The 16,872-nt window shown below is 38.6% G+C and carries 19 protein-coding genes and 1 riboswitch; of the genes, 4 read left to right on the top strand and 15 right to left on the bottom strand.

What is annotated here, in order from left to right:
- Nucleotides 1-150: 150 nt before the first annotated feature.
- Nucleotides 151-1,128 (bottom strand): GTP 3',8-cyclase MoaA, encoded by a 978-nt coding sequence (moaA, locus tag AKG98_RS17195; protein WP_067048700.1) that lies wholly within the window; start codon nucleotides 1,126-1,128, stop codon nucleotides 151-153.
- A riboswitch (molybdenum cofactor riboswitch) is annotated at nucleotides 1,116-1,262 on the bottom strand. (Overlaps the previous gene by 13 nt.)
- A gap of 157 nt (nucleotides 1,263-1,419) precedes the next feature.
- Between moaA and narQ the strand changes: the two genes are divergently transcribed.
- The 4 genes from narQ (at nucleotide 1,420) to yvcK (ending at nucleotide 5,563) form a co-directional block, all read left to right on the top strand.
- A complete protein-coding gene (narQ, locus tag AKG98_RS17190) occupies nucleotides 1,420-3,138 on the top strand; it encodes a nitrate/nitrite two-component system sensor histidine kinase NarQ (RefSeq protein ID WP_067048697.1) in 1,719 nt (572 codons plus the stop codon).
- Nucleotides 3,131-3,778: a two-component system response regulator NarL gene (gene narL / locus AKG98_RS17185; protein ID WP_067048694.1), complete on the top strand. Its 648-nt coding sequence runs from the start codon at nucleotides 3,131-3,133 to the stop codon at nucleotides 3,776-3,778. Before narQ ends, narL begins: the two co-directional genes overlap by 8 nt.
- A gap of 123 nt (nucleotides 3,779-3,901) precedes the next feature.
- Nucleotides 3,902-4,477 carry an LON peptidase substrate-binding domain-containing protein gene (locus AKG98_RS17180; RefSeq protein ID WP_067048691.1) on the top strand — a complete coding sequence of 192 codons (576 nt, stop codon included), beginning with the start codon at nucleotides 3,902-3,904 and terminating at the stop codon, nucleotides 4,475-4,477.
- A 174-nt stretch (nucleotides 4,478-4,651) separates the two neighbouring features.
- On the top strand, nucleotides 4,652-5,563 hold the full coding sequence (gene yvcK / locus AKG98_RS17175; RefSeq protein WP_067048688.1) for a uridine diphosphate-N-acetylglucosamine-binding protein YvcK: 912 nt from the start codon (nucleotides 4,652-4,654) through the stop codon (nucleotides 5,561-5,563).
- On the opposite strand, the gene AKG98_RS17170 is transcribed toward yvcK, so the two are convergent.
- From AKG98_RS17170 to AKG98_RS17105, 14 genes are all read right to left on the bottom strand, one after another.
- Nucleotides 5,535-5,879: an Hpt domain-containing protein gene (locus AKG98_RS17170; RefSeq protein ID WP_067048685.1), complete on the bottom strand. Its 345-nt coding sequence runs from the start codon at nucleotides 5,877-5,879 to the stop codon at nucleotides 5,535-5,537. The genes yvcK and AKG98_RS17170 overlap by 29 nt on opposite strands.
- A gap of 35 nt (nucleotides 5,880-5,914) precedes the next feature.
- The gene (locus AKG98_RS17165; protein WP_067048682.1) at nucleotides 5,915-7,405 is read right to left on the bottom strand and encodes a SpoIIE family protein phosphatase; all 1,491 of its coding nucleotides are present in this window, start codon (nucleotides 7,403-7,405) and stop codon (nucleotides 5,915-5,917) included.
- Nucleotides 7,405-8,124 (bottom strand): chromosome partitioning protein, encoded by a 720-nt coding sequence (locus AKG98_RS17160; RefSeq protein ID WP_067048679.1) that lies wholly within the window; start codon nucleotides 8,122-8,124, stop codon nucleotides 7,405-7,407. The genes AKG98_RS17165 and AKG98_RS17160 overlap by 1 nt, the downstream gene beginning before the upstream one ends.
- Entirely contained in the window at nucleotides 8,121-10,217 is a 2,097-nt protein-coding gene (locus AKG98_RS17155) for an SLBB domain-containing protein (protein ID WP_067048677.1), read from the bottom strand. The genes AKG98_RS17160 and AKG98_RS17155 overlap by 4 nt, the downstream gene beginning before the upstream one ends.
- Nucleotides 10,214-11,347, bottom strand: a complete 1,134-nt coding sequence (locus AKG98_RS17150) for a hypothetical protein (protein ID WP_067048674.1) — start codon at nucleotides 11,345-11,347, stop codon at nucleotides 10,214-10,216. The genes AKG98_RS17155 and AKG98_RS17150 overlap by 4 nt, the downstream gene beginning before the upstream one ends.
- Before the next feature lie 22 nt (nucleotides 11,348-11,369).
- Entirely contained in the window at nucleotides 11,370-11,705 is a 336-nt protein-coding gene (locus tag AKG98_RS17145; RefSeq protein ID WP_067048671.1) for an STAS domain-containing protein, read from the bottom strand.
- 362 nt (nucleotides 11,706-12,067) lie between these two features.
- The gene (locus tag AKG98_RS17140) at nucleotides 12,068-12,265 is read right to left on the bottom strand and encodes a hypothetical protein (RefSeq protein ID WP_067048668.1); all 198 of its coding nucleotides are present in this window, start codon (nucleotides 12,263-12,265) and stop codon (nucleotides 12,068-12,070) included.
- A gap of 1 nt (nucleotide 12,266) precedes the next feature.
- Nucleotides 12,267-13,121, bottom strand: coding sequence for a hypothetical protein (locus tag AKG98_RS17135; protein WP_067048666.1), 855 nt, complete (start codon nucleotides 13,119-13,121; stop codon nucleotides 12,267-12,269).
- Nucleotides 13,094-13,819: a hypothetical protein gene (locus AKG98_RS17130; protein WP_067048663.1), complete on the bottom strand. Its 726-nt coding sequence runs from the start codon at nucleotides 13,817-13,819 to the stop codon at nucleotides 13,094-13,096. Before AKG98_RS17130 ends, AKG98_RS17135 begins: the two co-directional genes overlap by 28 nt.
- 15 nt (nucleotides 13,820-13,834) lie before the next feature.
- A complete protein-coding gene (locus AKG98_RS17125; protein ID WP_067048660.1) occupies nucleotides 13,835-14,317 on the bottom strand; it encodes a hypothetical protein in 483 nt (160 codons plus the stop codon).
- A complete protein-coding gene (locus AKG98_RS17120) occupies nucleotides 14,314-14,955 on the bottom strand; it encodes a hypothetical protein (protein WP_067048657.1) in 642 nt (213 codons plus the stop codon). The genes AKG98_RS17125 and AKG98_RS17120 overlap by 4 nt, the downstream gene beginning before the upstream one ends.
- Nucleotides 14,948-15,286 carry a tail fiber assembly protein gene (locus AKG98_RS17115; protein WP_198155560.1) on the bottom strand — a complete coding sequence of 113 codons (339 nt, stop codon included), beginning with the start codon at nucleotides 15,284-15,286 and terminating at the stop codon, nucleotides 14,948-14,950. Before AKG98_RS17115 ends, AKG98_RS17120 begins: the two co-directional genes overlap by 8 nt.
- A gap of 26 nt (nucleotides 15,287-15,312) precedes the next feature.
- Nucleotides 15,313-16,092, bottom strand: coding sequence for a hypothetical protein (locus AKG98_RS22740; RefSeq protein WP_067048654.1), 780 nt, complete (start codon nucleotides 16,090-16,092; stop codon nucleotides 15,313-15,315).
- Between the two features lie 12 nt (nucleotides 16,093-16,104).
- Nucleotides 16,105-16,863: a phage tail protein gene (locus AKG98_RS17105; protein WP_067048652.1), complete on the bottom strand. Its 759-nt coding sequence runs from the start codon at nucleotides 16,861-16,863 to the stop codon at nucleotides 16,105-16,107.
- Nucleotides 16,864-16,872 lie beyond the last annotated feature (9 nt).

Raw genomic sequence — 16,872 nt, 5'->3', positions numbered from 1 at the left:
CCTATTGAATCAATAGACAAATATTTCTAACATTATAGACAACAGCAATAATATGCGCATATTTAAAGCGAGATTAAATATAACGTAGCAATTCACTACGTTATATTTTTGGAGGCGGGATTAAAGTATTTAAGCTTGTATGACTCTGAATTAGCCGCCAATAGAAGCTAAGTGTGGTGTATTGGCAGTGATGCCTTGCTGAAGAAAATGAGTCGATTTTTTATCGGACATGTGATCAACAACACGCGCAATTAATTCTGCTTGTTGGTTATCATTTTGTAGCAAATCGCGTAATTCAACACCTTCTTCACCAAACAGGCATAAGTGCAAACGTCCTTTGGTCGAGACACGTAAACGATTGCACGTTGAACAAAAATCCTTTTCATACGGCATAATCAAGCCAATTTCACCGATATAATCAGGATGAACGAAAACTTGTGCGGGGCCGTCAGCTTTACCTCTCACTTTACTGACCCACCCTTGTAATCTTAACTTGTCACGAATACTCACACCTGAAACATGGTGCTTATCAAACAAAGCTTGATTATCGCCAGTCTGCATCAATTCAATGAAGCGTAATTGAATTGGTCTAGTTTTAATCCAATTTAAAAAATCACCAAGCTCAATATCATTTAAATTACGCATTAGCACCGTATTGACTTTTACGGTTTCAAACCCGGCAGTAAAAGCAGCATCAAGACCCGCCATTACTTTATGGAACATATTTTTACCGGTAATTTGACGGAACATGCGTGCATCTAAACTATCAATACTCACATTTAATGCGTCTAACCCCGCATCACGCCATTGTTGAGCATATTTTTCGAGGTTAAAACCATTGGTTGTCGTGGCCACTTTATTAATTTTGGGGATCGAAGCGATATCTGAAATGATATCAGTAAAGTCTTTTCTTAATGAAGGTTCACCACCTGTAATACGGACTTTTTCAGTGCCCATTTCAGCAAAACCTGACACGATACGTCGTAATTCATTACGCTCTAAAAACTCAGGCTTGCCTTCGGCTTTGTAGCCATCTGGTAGACAATAGTTACATTTGAAATTACAGACGTCTGTAATTGATAAGCGTAAATAATAAAATTTACGCGAAAACTGATCTTGAAGTTGCATAAACACCTTTCCAAATACGGGAGGCCTAACCATTTCTGATTAAACCCTTATAGCAATTTTTCATGCTATGAGTCCTTAAGATCATATCTATAACAATAAATTTAGATCGTTAAGGATCGGAGTTTGATTTATATTAAATTTTTATAGTCGTTAAACTTAAACTATTTTTAAATTAATTTAAAGGAATGATGTACGTAATTATAGTGGAATATGATAAATCATTGATCGAAATTAAATTGCCATGTAAATTATTAGCTATTAACAGCTCAATTCATCAACAGTAAAGTTCACATGATAAAAAATATAATCCCTTCCCACCAGTCTATTATCATTTTAATCGGCCGTGGGATGTTCAGTATACTAGCGCTAGCCTCAATGCTAACGTTTATCTCCTTAGTTGCATTACCGCTCAGTCTTTCTGATGCTTCATCAATTAACAAAGCGGGGGCTCTGCGAATGCAAAGCTACCAAATCGCTTACAATTTATCCCGGGACGAATCTGAAATATTACGTCAGCACCATATTGATACTTTCAATCAATCACTGGCGCACATTAAAAATAATATTGTCGATAACTGGGATATCACATTAAAATTAAAAACCGAATTTATGGATGTGAATGATCGATGGCAAACGCAATTAGATATATTACACAGTAATAATCCCAAAAAATTCTTAGATAATGTCGACAATTTTGTATTAGAAATTGATAGTTTTGTACAACATTTACAAAATCATTCTGAGTATAAAGTTAAAATTATTACGCTAATCAAAGGGCTCGGGATCGGCCTCATTTTTGCGGTATGTATTATCACTATCCGTTTAATGCAAGTACAGGTATTAAAACCACTACAGCAAATATTTGCCGCATCAAATCAAATTAGAAAAGGTGAGTTCGATGTCTCGTTTGATTTTTTCTATGAAAATGAAATAGGCTCGTTAGCGAGTAACATTTCACACATGGCGCAAGATTTAAATAAATTATACAGTACGTTAGAACAACAGGTAGATGCCAAAACCAAGCAGTTAAAAGAAGCGAAAGATAAAATTAACTTTCTTTATACCACATCACAAAAATTACACGTCACACACCTTAACGCCGATATGCTTGAACAAACACTACAAAGTGTATCCGAACTCAATGGCCTTAATTTCTACAAACTTGTATTAACGGGATCGGAAGTTGAAACTATTTACCTTAATTCAGGCTTTGATAATGGTGAGCAAACTATTGACCTAAAATTAGAACTCGAAGAGCAGTCATTTGGTACCTTGACTGTTCTCAAACGTGAAGCAAATGATCAAGAGCACTTACGCAGTTACTGTCGAATTATTTCTCGTGCTCAGCACCGTTCTCAAAGTAACTTAGAAGCACAACGCTCCTTATTAATGGAAGAGCGCGCCGTTATTGCGCGGGAATTACATGATTCACTTGCACAAGCACTCTCCTATTTAAAAATACAAGTCGCGTTATTGAAACGTCATTTAAAAAATCAAGAAATCACATCGGCTACCAATGATATTGTGGATGAAATCGACACTAACCTAAAATTATCTTATACGCAGCTAAGAGAATTATTAAATACTTTTCGTTTGACGCTTGATGATGCGAACCTTTCTGAAGCCATTTCGATCATGCTCGCACAACTGCGTCAGCGCACAAAATCCAAAATTCATCTAAGCTACGAATTAGAAGAACATTTATTTAAACCCAACCAACACATACATATATTGCAAATAATTAGAGAAGCTGTATTAAATTCAATCAAACATGCGAACTCAAACGAAATAATGATTGACTGTGGCACGAATAAAAATGGTACTATCAAAGTATCTATTTCGGATAATGGTGATGGCATTACAGCTAACCCAACGAAATCCAACCATTATGGGATAAACATAATGGGTGAACGCGCTTCAAAACTAGGTGCTAAACTAGAAATTAAAAATAATATAACAAAAGGCACCTTGGTATTACTTACCTTCGACAGGGAAAACAAACATGCTTGACAATAGTTACACAATTTTAGTTGTTGATGATCATCCGCTAATGCGAAAAGGGATTGTTCAACTTCTTACATTAGAAGACAAATTTAATGTTATTGGTGAAGCCAGTGATGGCGTAGAAGCTATCACGCTTGCCAAACTACATGAACCCGATCTTGTTCTACTTGATTTGAATATGAAAGGCATGTCAGGCTTAGATACATTAAAAGCACTCCGCGCTGAAGAGTTAAGCTCTCGCGTTGTAATTTTAACGGTTTCTGATAACAAACAAGACGTGATTAAATTAATCAATGCGGGTGCAGATGGCTACTTATTAAAAGATTCAGAACCGGATCTGCTACTAGAGCAATTACAAGATGTATTATCTGGCCAACAGGCTCTTTCTGAAAGCTTACTGGGCTATTTAGACTGTCTACATGAAGATAATAACTTTGAAGAAAAGCTAGCTAAGCTAACTAAACGCGAAAACCAAATCTTACTTGAAATCTCAAAAGGCTACAGCAACAAACATGTTGCAAGTAACCTGCATATTTCAGAAGGGACTGTAAAAGTTCACGTTAAAAGTTTATTGAAGAAACTAGAAGCAAGTTCACGTGTTGAAGCTGCTGTTATGTATCTTGAATTTAATAAAACTAGCGCGTAATCAAATAATAGAAGTAAAAATATAAGCCTTATTATGTTTTTACTTCTATTTCTCAATCAAAAATGCAAACTTTTTAAACAACACTATTATTAGTTATATATCCAATAACTAATGAGCCCACTCTTGCAATCAACTCAACTCGCATTATTCCCGTTACCCTCTCATATACTCCCTAATGGTCGACTTCCTTTACGTATCATTGAAGAACGCTATATACGCATGATCAAAGACAGCGCTAAAACAATGACAGGGTTTGGTATCGTCATGATTGATTCTAAACAGACTGGTCCATTTGGACGTATATCACCGATCGGCACACACGTTAAAATTGTTGATTTTTACCCTCTCGATGATGGCTTCCTTGGCATTGTTGTTGAAGGTGTTGATCGTTTCATCATCGATGATATAACCGTCGAAGATGATGGATTAAAAATAGCCGAAATCCATCACATTTCTAATTGGCCAGATCAAAACATCACTGAACAAGATCGCTACTTAACCGACAAACTAACGGATATATTCAATCAACATCCAGATCTGGATGAGTTGTACTGCTCAAAAGAAATGAATAATGCAAGTTGGATATCACAACGCTGGTTAGAACTCTTACCGATACCAGTTGAGCGAAAGCAAATTTTATTACAACAAGCTAACTGCACCCATACATTACAAGTCTTAAAAGAACTTATGCCAATATAGTCATACTCATACTCATACTCATACTCATACTCGATTGTGAGCCATATCTATAAATTACTATATTCTTATTTATTACTGTTTATTAATGCAACAAATGGGTAAAGTTAATTGTTAAAACATTTTATTTCAAGATATGATGAGATTCTGTCATTCTCTCAAGTTTAGTATTGTAATATGTTGCAAAAATCACTTTCAGATCTCGATAAAGTTGTCGCTATCGGCGGCGGTCATGGACTAGGACGTGTGCTATCTTCCCTTTCTTTTTTAGGGTCAAGATTAACGGGCATAGTAACCACAACAGATAATGGTGGTTCAACAGGACGACTTAGAAGTTCTGAAAACTGTATCGCTTGGGGAGATGTTCGTAACTGTATTAATCAGCTAGTAACTCAGCCTGATATAGGTTCTTTGCTGTTTGAATATCGCTTTAAGAACGAAGGTGAACTAAAAAATCATAACTTAGGCAACCTAATGCTGGTTGCTTTAGATAACCTCTGTGTGCGTCCACTAGACGCTGTAAATCTTATTCGTAATATGCTACATATCGAATGTCAACTAATCCCAATGTCAGAGCAGCCAAGTGATTTAATCGCAGTCACACCTTGTGGTAATGATGTGCATGGTGAAGTGTCTGTCGATAAAATGCGTGAGTTTCCAAATCAATTAACCGTACACCCAAATGTTGCAGCAACATTCGAAGCCGTACAGGCAATTGAGAAAGCTGATTTAATATTATTAGGCCCGGGGTCGTTTCTAACCAGTATTATGCCTCCGCTGTTGCTTAAAGATATACAAAAAGCGTTACGTAGGAGCAATGCAAAAGTGATTTACTTAGGTAATTTACAGCAAGAGGTAGGTCCAGCATCAAAAATCCCCCTGCAAGAACGCTTACAGTGGTGTGAAAAAAAACTTGGTTTTCCAATCATTAGTGCCGTTATACAGGATATAGATAAACAGTCAGAACTGACCTATCCTACCTATACCCATGACTTACGTGAAGACATTAATAAGCACTATCACGATCGTGTAAAATTAAAAGAAGCAATTGAATCGGTTGTTAATCACATCTTAACGCCAGCGCATTAATTGCATCTTCGAGACTATGTATTAGTAATGGTAATTTCGCTTGTACTTCTTCGGTATGATTCGATTTTGCCATAATCTCTAACTCTTCAGCATGTTGCTGCACTAATAACGCCCCATATGTACCAGCACTACTTTTTATACTATGACAACTTTGTGCCACTTTATTATTATCAACATCCAGCATTAATGCTTGTAAGTCATTAATACGCTCCGTGGTTTCTTCATTAAAAACAGCGACCAACGCAGGTAACATGTCTTCACCTACATCAACCAACAATTGAGAGAATACCGTTTCATTTATAACTGTGTTTTCCATTTCATTACCTCATGTCTTCAATTTGAACTTATTACTCATTTATTGTTTAGATCAATGACAATTGCAGTGGCATCATCCTGTAATTGTCCGGGTAAAAGTGATTCAAAACGTAACCATAGTTGATCTAATACATATTGAGCTGTTGTTCCTTTAATACCATCTAGTATATTGCCAATACAATCACAATTCCTATCTATATTCTCAAAAATGCCATCTGAATAGAAAAAAAGTTTTTCTCCTGCTTTTAGCTGTACTGTGACGGCGGAATACCCCTCATCGGGTAAGAGTCCCAATACAGTACCTTTACAATCAATTGCTTTGTATCCAACGTCATTCAATAGATAAGGCTGTGGATGCCCTGCGGTGGCGATTTCACATTTATTTCCTGTCAACTTTATAACAATACACGTTAACATACTGGACTCTAGTAACTGATTTAAGTATAACCTGCTAGACAAGCCTGCTAATAGAACACCTGGACAGGTGGGTATAGATGTGATTAACCCCTCTAAATAGCCCATTATCGCAAAGCTATGAAATTTAGCGACAGGCCCATGTCCCATAATATCACCTAAAATGAGTAATTTGCTTTCACCATAATCATGAAAAAAAACAAAATCACCGCCACCTTCACTTGCTGGCGTATGAGCAAGTGAGAAATTCCAGTCACCAGACTTCGGTGGTAGTGACGGTTTAAACGGTCGACTGAGTGACTCCACAATACGTTGCTGATAATGCAATGCCAGTTGATTAGTACGACGTATTACACGGTTACAAACTGCAAGTAACGGTGTTTTAGTGATCGGTTTAATTAAATAATCATCAATAGAAACTTCCGCGGCTTGTTCTTGCACTGATAGATTATCGTCACCCGTTAAGAATACAAACGGTGTCAATGCACCCTTCTCGAAGGACTCAACTTTCAGTCTAAACTCAAACCCTGACATTTCCGGCATGTGAATATCGGCAATAATAAGATCGCAGCCTTCATGTTGAATATATTTAAGTGCTAATACTGCCGCTGAAAAAATATGCACGACAAAATCATTTTGCAAATAGCCTTTATATGCCCACAATAGGGTTTGATCATCATCAACAATAACGACGTTTAGCTTTTTTTTCTGTTTCTTTAAGGGGCAAGTGAATTTATTAATGCCATTTTCACTCTCGTAATGACCATTGTGGTTATTTTTCTGAATTAAAGCTAACCCCATACCACTCGTTAATAACTCACCATTAAAAATATCGTTAACATTGGCTTTATAAGGGTCAAAACTCTCACCAGTATCTGATACTTCAAAATACCAATTACTTTTAACTCCGGCGAGCTCAATACTGAACCAGTTAACAGTACCTTGGTTATGAAAATAGAGATTAGAAAGGTATTCAGCTAACACTAACGTTACACGATCAATTTCAGCTTGTTCAAGAGCGAGCTGTTGGCATAATGTCGTTAAGAGACGCCGAACCTCACTAATTGAATCCAGTTTTAATGGATATTGCTTTGCAAACAGTTGTGTTTTCATCAGCGGCCAAATTTACCTTTTAATAATTCCACGTTTGAAATTCGATTGAGCAACCATTGTTTGAATATCGGAAAACCATGTAATCGTCTGCGCACTGAATTTCTTAATTGCATATCCAATGGTGGACATTTGACATCATTAATCACAGTGCCAAGCAATTTAACATTATTATATTTAAAAATTTTTATTGTTTTTACAACTGAACTCTCAAGCGAGATACCGGGAGCAACAACAAGCAAACTGGCATCACATCCTCTAGCAATAACTTCACCTGGTATATTAGAAAAATTAGTGCGCGTGATTGCACATGTATCAAATATAATAAAGTTATAGTGCTGCAACCAGTATTCGATAGAATTTTTTATCTTTTTTTCATCTCGGAAGCTAATATTTTGATCTTGCTCACTTTTTGGCGCAGGTAAAATATCAATCATGTCAGTAAACTTTGCTATACAAGCCGTTTGTGAATTCATATCGTCGAGAGACCATGATTTTTTCCCGTTAATATACTGATTGGTAATTGCAGGTTTAAATGTATTAAGATCCACTATCAGTACCTTACTCCCCGCCACTTTATGACGCCGAGCTAATGCTAGCACTAACTCAGTTCCGCCTTCTTTTCCTTGAGAACAATTTATTGCTAATGACTTAATATTTTCGTTCGCAATTAACTGATAAATCTGCTCAATTTCGACAAACGTTTCCGGTAAGATATTCATAATGAAGAGCCGACAATGAAGAGTGTAACAACACTTAACGCACTCCCTAATATATCCAACAACTGGCTCCAATTAGACTCTTTCTCATTAGGAATATATATAGTGTCACCAGCATGTATAATCGGGATATCTCGATAGTCGGGTTGAGTAAGATAATGCTTCATATTAAAAATACGTGCACTATGCTTCATTTCTCCACGTTTAGTCAAAATGATGATACGATCAATATAAGCTTCTGTGGTAGGTCCTCCAGCCATTGTTAATATACCAACAACATCCAGTGAAGAATCATATTTATAACGGCCTGGGTTATGCACAGCGCCTAATACCTGTACAATATTAACGGTATTATTTAATTCCCCTTGTTCACTTTTCGCTGGAATATAGATCGTATCCCCTGGTAAGACTTGCGGTAAAAGACTTTCATCTCCAGTCTCAAAATACATGTCGAGATCCAGCGTTGATGATTTTGCAAAGCGTTTATTACGATGTGTTACTTTAATATGCTTTATGTCTGCATCATTAGTCGGACCATCCGCTGCAGATAATAAATCTAAGAAATCTAATTGACTGTTAAATGCATACCGGCCAGGCGCACCGACGGCACCAAGAATATATATAGAAGATTCAGACTCTTGTTTTATCCACTTTGATTTATTATTTGTTGGATCATCCGGTAACTCCGTAAACATGACTGTATCACCCGCAGATAGCTGCGGCAGAGTTAAATAATCACCACCCACTTTCATGAATTTGTCTAAATCGAAAAACAGACGTTCACCTAAACCATCATTGCCAACAATCATTACTTTTGATAAATCAGCCTTCTCGGTTGGTCCCTCAGCATGGCCAAGTAGATCAAGGAATGTCATATCATCATCCCATTGATAACGACCCGGGTTTTTGACCGCGCCAATAATTTTTATTGCTTCATCGTGTGATTCAACGAGCCATGATTTTTCAATCATATCGGCTTTTTCAGGTAAGAAAATCACATCCCCCCCCTCAATAACAGGAAATGGGTTATTTTCAGGATCATCCGAATATTTTTTTAAATCAAAGCGGAATGTTTCACCATTTTCTTTAAGTACTCTAATTTGCTGAGTATCAGCATATCGATTCGGCCCGCCGGCATTTGCTAACATGTCCATGAAAGTAATCCCCTCACGGCCTTCAAAAGCACCCGGTTTATTCACTTGCCCCATCACGTACACGACCTGTAAGCCAACTTTGATGTCTTCAACCTGAATAGGCACAAAAATAGTCGTACCGGGTTTTATCTTGGGTAACTTAGACATATCGCCTGTATCAAGATATAATTTCAAATCAAACGTTTGTGGAGCCTTACTCCCCATAACTCTGATTTTACCCACATTGGCATAACGCGTAACGCCATTCGCTTTCATTAAACTTTCAATAATTGTCATACCCGGCACATAGGAAAATGTGCCGGGTGCATTAACCTCACCGAAAACCGTCACGGCTTTTTGAGTGTCACTTGCGTCTCCGCCTAGTTTTAATGACCTCGCATCAAAGGTCATCTGCACATTACCGGTCAATGGCGATGATGGGACAAATATAATATCGCCAGATTTCAATGCAGGAAGTTCATTGTCATCACCCGTTTCTAAATAACGTTTGAAATTAAATATGATAACTTCAGCGCCTCGTTGCAGTTGCATATTATCGAGCTGTGCGCCAGCCAGCATCCCCCCGGCTTTATTCAATGCCATCTGTACATTACCCAGTTCTGGTAATACCACTTCACGAGGATCCTTCACATAACCTAACACCGTGATTAATTTTTCTCGTGCTCGAAACTCAATATATAACTTTGATATATCTCGGAATACGACACTAAGCGATGCCTTCAGCTCTTCTAATACGACTGTCAAGGTTTTGCCTTTTACATGTAATTTCCCAACTTCAGGCAATTGAATAAAACCACTTGCGTCAACTTGAAATGGTTTTTCAAAGTCCTCCTCACCAGGCATAAAAATAAACAATTGATCACCCGAATCAATGAATTCACTTTCACTTAAAGCGATAGGAGATGTGAATAATAAAGCAAAACAAAATAATACCATTTTCATAAAGCGAGTCCTTTCGGTAATTTCGCATCACTAAACAGTTCACCTTCTGTCAGTAAGAAACGCCAATCTTTTACCTTATGGTTAACCTTTTTATTGCTCTCTGATAGCCACATAAGTGTTGTAATTACAGGGGCGGTTGGTGGTGTGACACCAAGCCTGAGTTCTTCATAAATAACATTATTTTTTTGTTCATTCGCTGTAAGATCTGAGACATAATTTAGAATCGCATCTGTACGTAAATTAAGTAATGCAACATCATCTAAATTTGTTGCATATTCAACTTCGGGATTATATTTTGACTCATGATTAACATCATTGGAGGATTGAATTTCATGAACAAGTACAGGAGTATGTTCTTGCTCTATGTTAAATTCTAATTTAGATAATTGTTGAACACTCACACTTGGTACTTGATCAAAGATCAAATATTTACGCATGTCGTCATTATAATCTTCATCGTCACGATCATTTAACGTGTCTTTAAACTCATTATTTACATCGACGATTGTACTAACATCATGAAAAACGAGACTTTGATTGTAATTGATATTTGAACCATCACCTATTGGATTCCCCCTACTTTCAAACAACTTGTATTTAGTATATTCAATCTCAACATCGGGGTTATCTAGCAGTAAAAAGCTGATCTGACGAAGGCACACTTTATATAGCGCAGTTAAAACAGCGCTATCTACTTCAAATTGTGGAGCACAGTACAATAAGAGATCAAGTTGGTAAGTTAAAGGGTGAACAAAATTTGAGGTAAATGAACGTGGCGGTTGTGCGCAATTAGTATTAGCACTCACTCGATTAAGATTAACAATTAAATCCGTTATATTACGTTCTAAAATAGCCATTTCAATTTTTATATCTTGCGGGTCTTCCACGGCAATTGCTTTTTCAACACGGCTGTTAATATTTTCGACCGCTTTAACATAAGCTGGTGTACACTTTTTGGCACCCCGTAGGTTAGCTACTGAAACATGCAAATTTAAATACGAATAATGTTGTTTAAATTGGACTCGTTCCTCTGTATGTATAGTCGTATTTTCAAAATAGCCTTGTCGTGGCCAATTTGTACAAGCAGAAAAAGAAACGCATATAGATATCCATAGCATTAATTTATTCATTTAATACCTTACGGCCTTGTACTTATGCCGAGCGACTTGCGTCACATTCAGTTATATTTTCAATAAAGGGGATAGCGTTTTCTACACGTAACATCGTCATCAACTTGTAAGGTTGACCTGAAACTTTAAGTAGAGAAAGAGTTCGTCGTTGTGAGGTCAATCTTTTGAATAAAAAAACAATCGCGCCAATACCGGTTGAATCGATAAAGTGGACACTTGAAAAATCTAAAATAATATTTTCAGTATATTCATCAACTAAGGCTTCTAATTTCGGCTGAATACTAACAACGTGCTCGGTGTCGAGATCGTGAACTACCTGCAAAACAATTATTCCATCATGAGGCCGTGACATTTCCATTATTAATACTCCTAAAGAATACAAAGTTAATCCTGAGGGATAATATTAACGTACATAAAACATTAATTTTTCTACCTCATACTAAAAATATAGACTCAGAAAGTAGAAAATGCACAAATAAAAAAAACCACCCGAAGGTGATTTAGTATCACACTTAAGCATCTGAATTTAATGAATTATTATTTATAAGTGACCACATATCGACCACATATACGTTAATAAGCTAATAAAAAGACCTCATTGAGGTCTTTTTATTTACAAATACTTATCTATTCTTTAGCTAATTAGGGATAATTTATTGAATTATCCCTAATTAGCATATAGCCACATGCATTGTGTTATACTCACCAGTTGGCCGTCATTTAATCCACTTTATAAGTACCAGCAGAACTTCCCGACGTGATTGTTACGCTCGCATTCTTCACTCGCTCTCTTACTGTAGCATTTGCAATGGCCGTTGCTAATTTTTCAGCCATAGCGAATTCTCCCTCTGTAACAAAACCTAGTGCTTTAAATTCTTCGATTATAAACTGTTTAAGTTCATTCTTACTTGATGCCATATTATTTCCCTGCAAAAACGGTAGTGGAGCCATCAACGTGTGGTTTACCCGTGAATGGGCAAATACTGGCGCAAGTGATCACCCCTTTTCCGCCATTAAGCTTAATCGTGTCTGCATCTTCGGTTATATTCTTGGCTTTAATGATCAGTGATTTTGTACTATCGAAATGCATGTCTTCTGCGCTTTGTATTTTAACTTCTTTGTTACTGCCTAAAAGCAGGTTATCCAACGAGGTAATAATCGCCTTTTCACCGACGAGTATTTTTAACGCCCCCATAATTTCATTGACCTGGTTACCGTCTATTTTATTCATGTCATGCGTAGCGACTTTGGTACTGCGTTCGTGGTAACTCTGCTCGCTGGTTTGGGCTTCCACTATCGACTTCTGACTGGTCTGTTTTACTTCACCATCGGTCTGCACCTGCCAATCGCCATTACGACCAACTAATTTACTGCGATGCGATTGCTGCAGACTCACATCGGTTGAACGATGATCGGGTACCAAAGTATGCCAGGGTAACAGCGACGTGATCACCGGCAATGAATCAAGACCATCAATGTATTGAATTAAGCACTGCATGCCTGGTGTTGGTTCGACAAACAAACCATGTTCATGTCCCTGCCCTGACGCAATACTCACTTGCTCAAAGACAGGAACTGCTAAGGGCTGACCTGTCACAGCATCTAATAATTGAATATCAGCCGCTTTATAGGCACGAAATGCACTGCTTACACTGGCGCCATTAACCGGCATATCATAAATTTTTTCTATTCTAGCCAATTGCGGTAAGTGTTTACGCTGTCCTAATTCGGGAAAGTAACGTAATACTAAGCGGCGTATAGCGTTTTTGACCATCTGATAACCTGCTTATTTCCTGTTAATGTCACTTCGGTAAGGTAACGGCCATTAAGTTTTAGTCCTGGACGTAACTTAGGGATCGCAATTAGCTCACCTTTACTCGAGCTGATTGGTTTGATTGGGTGTTCTGAAAAATCAGTGATGACCGACTTGGCCCAACCTGAATCATGCCAGCTGCCCACGTAGATTTTGCCATCGGGCCGTTGCTGAAAAATATAATCCGGTACCTGGTATATTTTCCCCAACTGACGTAATACCGATATACCATCGCCTTGATGATAAAAACACGGAACCGGCTGATTGAGATAACCTGTATCTGGATAAATAAATTGAAGACCAGTCAGCGAGAGTTGGTCCAGCACATCTTTCATCGTCGCAAAACGAATGGCCATGTTAGCCGGCAGTGACAACGCGCCGAGTAATTCACGACAAGTCAGATACCAACAACCGGATGATTGATACTTGGATTCAATGACTCCCATGAAATAAGGCTGCAGTTTATCGACCCGATAGCCTAGGTGTAACTCCACGATGCCTTTCGGTTCATGCTCACAAGTAACAACAAAACTAGCGCGACCAGGACTAAACAAATCAAGCTGGACACTGTTGGTAATAATATTAACTACAGGTTCACCACCAATGGTTAATACGGTGGTTAATCGAGCCGAATCGGGTTTACCCATCTCTTTATCCATAGCTTTCCCCCTAAGTTAGGGACCCTCTACATTTTCAAATTGTTGCTGCAGTGAATTATGGCCATCGGTACTTTGCAGTGTTGTATTGTTACTGGCTTCGCCATCTAGCTGCAGTTGTTCGCGTTCTGACTTACTCATAACTTCAAGTAAGTTAAAACTGACAATCCAAGCCTTCACTTCTTCATCTTCGGTCGCGCTCATTTCACCATCAAACTTGGTTTTACGTACTTTGAATGATTCTGCTACATCACAATTCACCGTGCGGATGATTCTGGCGCCGTGTTCATCAAGCTCTTTAGCCTTGGATATTAACTTGGCTAACGCTGATTTATCTTTAAAGGGGATCTTGGTAGTGACCGATAATACGGCAGGTTTAACCCCGTTATCGGATGACATAGAAAACGAGCCGTAGCCACTTAAATCTTCGCCGGCTAATTTGAAACTGCATTTTATTTTGGTTTCATAACCTGGTACTTGCCAACCATCGAGCGCTATCATAAAAACAGTTCCTTAATCGGTTCAAGTTCGTGGCTGCTACCTACAAACGCACAAAAAGCCCAATACGCTTTATCATCACCAAGACCTTGCAGCTTATCGGCTAAACCTTTGGCTGTATTGGCGCTGATGCTAGTGCAATTTAAGCCGGTGTTAATGCGGGTGAATTCAGTTGCCGTTAAACGCGTATCTCGTAGATTTTTTAACTGCTTACATTCTGCTAATGCGCTATCAATATCACTGATCAAACCTTGTCCCTGGTCATTCACCTGAGCTAATGAATCAGCCTTATATTGCAGCTTAAGCGCTGGTATCGACCGCTTATCACTAAATACCGTCCACTCAATTGATTGTTCAGCCCCTTGAGGACGAGTGAGTTTATCTGAATCTAATGTTGCTAGACTCGCTGCATAACGTTCGCATTCAACAAAACCAGCTAATGGACAGTATTCATTAACCGGCGTGAGGCGCTTAGCTAAATCGGTTAGGCTATCACTGCTAACCCATAAGACCAGGGCATTGAAAGCCGCTGGTCTGAACTGGCGGCTTTCATCCTTAATGGCGTTGGCTAATAAGGCCCCGCCCTCTGCAGTTGTGCAAAGGGTCGCGGTTTGATGAGAAGCAAGGCTAATGCTATGCATTTTCTATATTTGGTTTCTGTGGCCAAACGACATCGTCAGGATCGCCCACTGATTGTGGGATATCACGTAATGCTTGACGATATACAATTATCTCCGATTTAAGGCTATCGGATAACGGATAATCAGGTTGCACAAGATAGTCAGTATCACGAATTAACTTGTCACGTTTGATTCTTATCTCAAGCCATTTTTCAGCGCTTATTACGCTGTTGATAAGTACAACAGCTTCGTTTTCACTAAAACCCATTTCAACTAATACGTTGAGCTCTGCAGGTACATTAACTAATTCATGCCCCAACTTATCAACTAACGTATCTATTACTCTGTTCATATATATTCCTTAATGACGGTCTTTAACTATGCATCTTTAGGCGCGAATAATTTGTTGTAGTGGTAAGAATATGGCAAGCGACACTCTGGATATTCGGGACCCAGAAATTCATCATCTTTATGGTACGATTTGACTTTCCAGTTTATTTCCCAAGTAGATGCGACAGCTGAATAAATTGACACTTCACTGTCTTCTCTTGAATACTTCGGTGCGTTACTCATACTACTCATCACATGGTAAGTTAAACCACCACGTAGATAACAACCGCTAAATTTTCGACACGGTCCGACTGAACCATCAGATACACCTGAATATAAAGGGAATTTCCCTGATACAGGCCGAGCAATACAGCTAATACCAAAAGCTGCGTTACGAACTGTTTTTCGGTACGTTTGTCCAATTCGTTTAATAACAAAACTTTGCGCATCTCCCCCCCACATATAATCAATCCCTTCCATGCAAAAATCTAAGCCAGCTAGATGCGTAACACCTGGACCAAAGGGTTCATCACTTCTATTTTCACTAAAATTACGTACAATATTAATGAACGAGGCGCCCGCACGATTATTGGGAAAAAGCCACCACACAGGGTAATAACGGTCTGAACTCAGTCCGGTTAAATCAATCACAGATTTATACAGCGCTTGGCCATTAATATCTTTAGCTTGAACCGACCCTTTCCAGCCATTAAGGCTATCTTGCGTTTGCTTAACCTTCTGATCAATCTCTTGTATTTTTCCATCAACAACCCCAGTGAGGTTATTGCTGGCTTGCACGAGTTCTGCAATGTTCTGCTCTATTGTCATGCTCTGTCCCCTTTATTCGTTATTAGTCGATGTAATATGTTTTACCTGTCGGTACATAGTACTGACCTGTGCGGTTGCCATTTTGGCAAGTGAAGTTTGTATCTCACCATCGTGTTCCTGACGCTGATTTATCATTGCTGATTGTGTTTGTTTCAGTGTTTGCCCTTCTTGCTCTAAAGTTCCGATGTGAACTTGCTGCAGTTCGATAGTATTTCGTAAGCTGGTGACGACATCTTTTAAGCCTAAATGACGCGTCATGTTGTCAATTTGCGCTGTAGCATTGGCGACAATGGCCAGTTGCATACTGTCTAGCCTTGGGCTGTAATCAAACATCCAACTGCTGGCTTTAATATCGATACGTGCAAGGGCTTTGGCTGCAGCGAACTTCAATACAAAACTGCGGTTGTGTACGTTATTCACGCCCTGACGCTTACGCTGCAGAGGTAAATAATCAAGCGCTAGCAAGGTGCCATTACTGGTCACTAAGCCAATCCAGTTATAATCAAAGTCACCAACGTCCTGGTCTAATACACATGCCCAAGCCACGGTATGCTCATCAATGAAACCATCGAGTAATTCATCCGTTTCATAGGCAATTTGAGCTTGTGCTGGGATTGTCATATTAGGATCACGCTCTGCGTTATCACTTAAGTTCGGTACATTCGCTAACACCAGCGTTGAGACATTTAGCCCCGAGTTGGCTAGTGCACAGTTTGTAATATGTTGCTTGCCAGCATTAGTAAGAATGCCGGTTACCTGTTGTTCTGACATAGAAACTTA

The organism is Moritella sp. JT01 (assembly GCF_001574435.1).
Taxonomy (GTDB): Bacteria; Pseudomonadota; Gammaproteobacteria; order Enterobacterales; family Moritellaceae; genus Moritella.
This window is presented reverse-complemented; position numbering and strand designations above follow the sequence as displayed.